This is a genomic window from Actinoplanes sp. ATCC 53533 (assembly GCF_003947245.1).
This window is the reverse complement of sequence record NZ_QHHV01000187.1, coordinates 1-4,591: the sequence shown is the minus strand read 5'-3', so window position 1 is coordinate 4,591 and position 4,591 is coordinate 1. Positions and strand designations below refer to the sequence as shown.

At 66.0% G+C, this 4,591-nt stretch carries 6 protein-coding genes; 5 read left to right on the top strand and 1 reads right to left on the bottom strand.

What is annotated here, in order from left to right; translation table 11 throughout:
* Window positions 1-205: hypothetical protein (locus tag DMB66_RS64610; protein WP_233625299.1), on the top strand; the 205-nt coding region annotated here is incomplete at its 5' end.
* A gap of 168 nt (window positions 206-373) precedes the next feature.
* Here DMB66_RS64610 and DMB66_RS45170 read toward each other — a convergent pair.
* Entirely contained in the window at window positions 374-724 is a 351-nt protein-coding gene (locus DMB66_RS45170; protein WP_233625298.1) for an HAD-IA family hydrolase, read from the bottom strand.
* A gap of 83 nt (window positions 725-807) precedes the next feature.
* Between DMB66_RS45170 and DMB66_RS45165 the strand changes: the two genes are divergently transcribed.
* The 4 genes from DMB66_RS45165 to DMB66_RS45150 form a co-directional block, all read left to right on the top strand.
* On the top strand, window positions 808-1,002 hold the full coding sequence (locus DMB66_RS45165) for a hypothetical protein (RefSeq protein ID WP_125810282.1): 195 nt from the start codon (window positions 808-810) through the stop codon (window positions 1,000-1,002).
* Window positions 999-1,562, top strand: coding sequence for a hypothetical protein (locus DMB66_RS45160; RefSeq protein ID WP_125810281.1), 564 nt, complete (start codon window positions 999-1,001; stop codon window positions 1,560-1,562). The genes DMB66_RS45165 and DMB66_RS45160 overlap by 4 nt, the downstream gene beginning before the upstream one ends.
* 216 nt (window positions 1,563-1,778) lie before the next feature.
* A complete protein-coding gene (locus DMB66_RS45155) occupies window positions 1,779-2,612 on the top strand; it encodes a hypothetical protein (protein ID WP_125810280.1) in 834 nt (277 codons plus the stop codon).
* Window positions 2,613-3,032: 420 nt separating this feature from the next.
* Window positions 3,033-4,591, top strand: a 1,559-nt coding sequence (locus DMB66_RS45150) for a hypothetical protein (protein ID WP_125810279.1), incomplete at its 3' end; no start/stop codon positions are given.

Here is a 4,591-nt window from a genome sequence, read left to right as displayed (position 1 = left end):
CCACAGCCGTGATCTCCAACAGCACGTACTGCGCCAGGTCGTCGAGCTGAACCGTGGAGTTGCCGAGCTAACCGCAGCCATCCATTCATCGACAGAGGTCGGCCAGCCCGCAGTCTCGACCGGGCACACCAGCATCACGCCAGCGCTCGATCCGGCCGACCCAGTACCCCTGCACGACGAGGTCACAGAACCCACCATCGACTGACAGGGTGACAGCGCGCCGCGATACAGGCCCGGATGGGCGAGGCGTTCCGCCCGGCCCTAAAGAGTCGGCAGGGAACCGGGCCCTGAACGGCGACTCTCCGCAAGACGACCAACGACTCGCCTGCTAGGCGCCGAGCACGTGGGCCAGTTCTTCCTCGACGGACCCAGGTCACCTGCTCCACGATCTACTTACCGCGGTCGTCGTACTCGCCGATGTGATCGGTGGCGAGGCCTTCGAGTGCTGCAGGTGTCCTGTCCGTACGTTGCATGCGGTCGTCCCCGCTTCCAACGCAGCGACGACACCGGATTCGGCATCCTCATACACAAGGCGCTGTTGCGGCTCGGCCCGCAGACGTTGGGCGGCTAGCAGGAAGACGTCGGGAGCGGGCTTTCCCGACCGCCCGGAACACCGACGCAGGTAGCCACGGTGTCGCAAAGTGCGTCCAGAGCTGGCGCGGCGAGTCCCGCCGCGCCAGCTCTGGTGGACGAGTTGGACCCGATCACCGCGCGCCGGCGTCACGGTAAGCCGCAGGAACGTGCCACGACAAAGCTCTCAGGGGCACGTTGGTCGACCCAGCGGCGGCTACTCCCTACGCTCGATCCATGCCTGAGGAAGAGACCCGCGCGCCCGTCAAGCCCCGGCCAGCGTTCCTCATCGATCCGAACTGGCGCGGGGTAGCGACCGTGCTCGGTGTGCTTGGCCTCGGAGCCGGAGGCGTCGCCACCTTCACCACCGACGTCGAAGGCGGCCCGGTGACCATGCTGGTCATCGGCTTGATCTTCATGTTTATGCGATGAGGGGACAGCTCCCGAACCGCTTCACGCTCGGCGAGAGCGGAGCGGAATGGGACCAAGTCGAGGACTACGTGGCCGACACGATCGCCAATGCTGCACCGGACTACAAACCTGCGGAGATCGCGCGTGCCTTGCAACTCGCCGGCGTTGCTCCTCATGCCGTAGCGCGAGGGATCGGCAAGGCTGCGCTCCGAGACGCTGCACTGACACTCTTCCGAGAGGTCGCGCACGACATACCCGACGTTCAACTACAAGAGCTGCCTGCAACCACGGCCAACGAGATGATGTTCCTTCTCGAAGCCACCGACGGCGGTCGCGTGCTCGTTGATGCCCTGGCGCCCGACCAGGAGGCGCTGACTGCTGAACCCGTCGCGGACATGCCCCGTCACTGGGCCGTCTTGTTCCTCGTCAGCGGGTCGGACCGGGTGAGGTTCGATTCCGCTACGGAACGGCAGTGGGCGGCCTTCAACTATCGGACAAAGGGAAGGTTCGACCGGGAGGCACTCCGCAATCTCCTGCTGACCTTACTGAGGGAGTCACACGAACTACAGGCGCGTGAGTAACGCCTAGAGGCCGGGCACCCACGGGGTGATCCCCGGCCTCTAGATCAAACCTGTACCTGCGCACCGGAACACCCGCCACGCCACAAGAGACTGGGCGGCGAAAGGTTCTGCCCACCCCTATGCGGTCATCGACGCAAACCCTGATGACGGCCGGTCCGCCAGTGCAGACAATGATGGTCGCATCGGCGTAATCAGCGGAAGGACCGGACAACAGCGATGACCACCGTGGAACTCGGGAACAACGAACGGCTCAACGTCGAGCCGCGACGGAACCTGCTACACCTGCAGCCGGCCGCCGCAGGCGTACGGATCGAGCTGCACTACTCGGTGGCCACGGTGGTGCCCGCGCCCACCGTAAGCGCTTCTCCGTTCTCCTTCACCGCGGACCTGTACGCCTCGCGGGACATGAATCAAGGTGAGCGGATGGTGTGCCGCCTGACCGCCGAGTACCTGGTCACCCCGACCCCCAACGGCGCCCAGCTCACCCTCAGCGGGTTCATCTCCACCGAGCAACTCGCGGTACTCGAGAACATGCGCGCCGGCGAGCACCTGCGGCTGCACCTGGTCCTCGCGGCCTCCACCACGGTCGACGGCCTCCCACAACGGTACCGCGGCGACGAACACGTCGATGTCAGCGCCGGCGAATGGGGCACGGAACTGGCCCGCGTCGACACGGCCGCGTTCGTCGAAGTGCTGGTCCCGATGCCGACCGCCGCGGCGTTCGCGACCGCGACCCGGCGGATCCGTGAGGCCCGCGGCCTTCTGCGCGGCAACGACGTTGATGCGGCGATGGGCGCGGCGCGGCTGGCGCTGGAGGCAGTACGCGACGAGCTGGACACGATCAAGGTCGTGGCCGGTGCCCCGGTCAAGGCCCGGGAGCGTACCCAGGCCGAGCGCAACGCGGTCCTGGTCGAGGCCGCCTACTCGCAGCTGTGCGGCGCCATGCACGACGACGAGCTCACCAAGTCCTTCCGGTACACACGAACCCAGGCAAGCACCCTGATCGCGCTTGTGGCGGGCGTCGTCCGGGACACCTCCGAAAGCCTGTAGCCGACGATCGCGGGCGCCCATGGGCGTGCAGTGGATCTTGTGGACCGATGTGCCGCTCACGGGCAGGGGCACCCATGCCGCTGCGGTCATCGGTCCGTGCCCCGTCGATGAGCCCGCTAGCGGTCCTTGTCAATGCGAGGGCAGGACATGCTCGACGGTCTGCCATCAGGACCTCCTTGACGTAGAGTTCTTCTTCCATCCGCCGCGGACGTGGAGCCGGATGATGGGTGGGGGGTCGCGGCGAGGCTTGATCGCGAGTTCTTCGTCTCGGTGCAGGATGCGGAAGTGGGGGTGTCCTAGATGACGACGGTGACGAGTCTGCCGACACAGATACGGATGCATCCGCTCCTGGCGGCAGCGGCGCTCGCCCGTTCCTGTCACCGTCCCCGGTGGCACACCGCCAGCAGGTAGGTGATCGCAATGGCACGAGTGGAGTGGTCAGCCCTCAGCGGTGAAGAGGTCGAGACACTGCTGGCCAACTTGTATTACAACCGTGACGGACGGTTCTTGCGCATTCGTCCTGCGCAGGGCGATTTCGGCGTCGATCTCATCCTTCCAACAGTGGCCGACCCGCAGCTGTGGGACGTCTACCAGGTCAAGAAGTTCGCACTTAACCTCACCACGGGTCAAAAGGGCCAGATCGAGGCCTCGTTCAAGCGGGTCCTCGTCGCGTTGATACGCCATGGGCTGCCACTCAACGACTGGTACGTCGTCATGCCGCTTGACCCCACTCCACAGAATGTCGAGTGGTTCACCGCGATGCCGGAGAGCGCGTACACGTCGTTGGCCAACGACACGGACCTCGCGCTCACCGCCGACGAGTTGCGGCATATCCGAGACTGGCTCGACACGCCGGGACGGACCATCGGCTGGAAAGGCCTCAACGCCTGCGAGAGTCTCGTCGCCGACTATCCGTATGTCGTGGACTACTACCTGCACGGCGGCCAGCAGCGCATCCGCGACGCTGTGGCCGAGCTGGGCAAGCTGTTGCAGGTGGACATTCCGCTGCGATCAAACGAGGGAACCGTCCCGGCCAACGGCGAGCAGCCGACAGCCGCTCTGCTCACGCCCGGCGAGATCCAGGGGCACCTGCAGCGACTCGACCGGGCCCTGGACACCGATCCGCACTTCCGCTACGGGCACAGCTTGGACATCAACCAGCCTGACCTGCTACCGGAGCCCGGCCTGGTAGCGGCCACCCAGCAGAGGATCGCGGGTGGGCGGTGGCTGACGTTCAAGCTCTACGCACGGTCGGCACAGTCGCTCCTCGAACGCCCGATCCCAGTGACCCTGACTTTCGACTTCGAGCCGTCCCCGGAAGACCAGCAAGCGATCGAGATCTGGCAGAAGTACGGAAAGCCGGCGCGAATAGCGGCATCGATTGATGCCGACATGCCCGGCGGTCTTAGTCGTGGAGGCAAAGCTGGCACGGTGCAGATTGCTCCGGCGGCCGGAGAGATGAATCAAGCCCGAGTCCGGTTGCGCATCGTGGACCCGGCCGGGGGCCCAGTGGCGGAGTGCCTGTTCAACATGGAGACGGCGAACAGGGCCGGTGGGATGTGGTCTCGCGGCACCGACGTCACCGGGACCTTGACCGCAGAGTTCCTCGTCGACACCACTACCGGTGCGACCAACGCGGACTTCCGGATCGAAGGGCTCGCCGGGCGGGAGGCGAGCGCGGTGCACGACGCCGTCCAGTTCGCCGGGTGTCTGGCCGCTCCGAACCGGCTTCAGTTCGCTGGCGCGTACGGGCCCTTCATCGATCTTGCGGCTCTGACGATGAGCGAGCCGTTGGTGCCGGGCGCGATGGTGCGCTTCGTTCGGAGCCTGGCAGTGATCCAGACGGTCACGGCTGTACCCGTGGTGATTCCCGACGTCGCGGGCTTGACCGGCGATGAACGCAGCAACATCGCCCGCGTGGCGTCGCTGGTCGGCGGCCGTCAGCTTGTCGGCACCTGGCGACCCTTCAAAATCGCCGA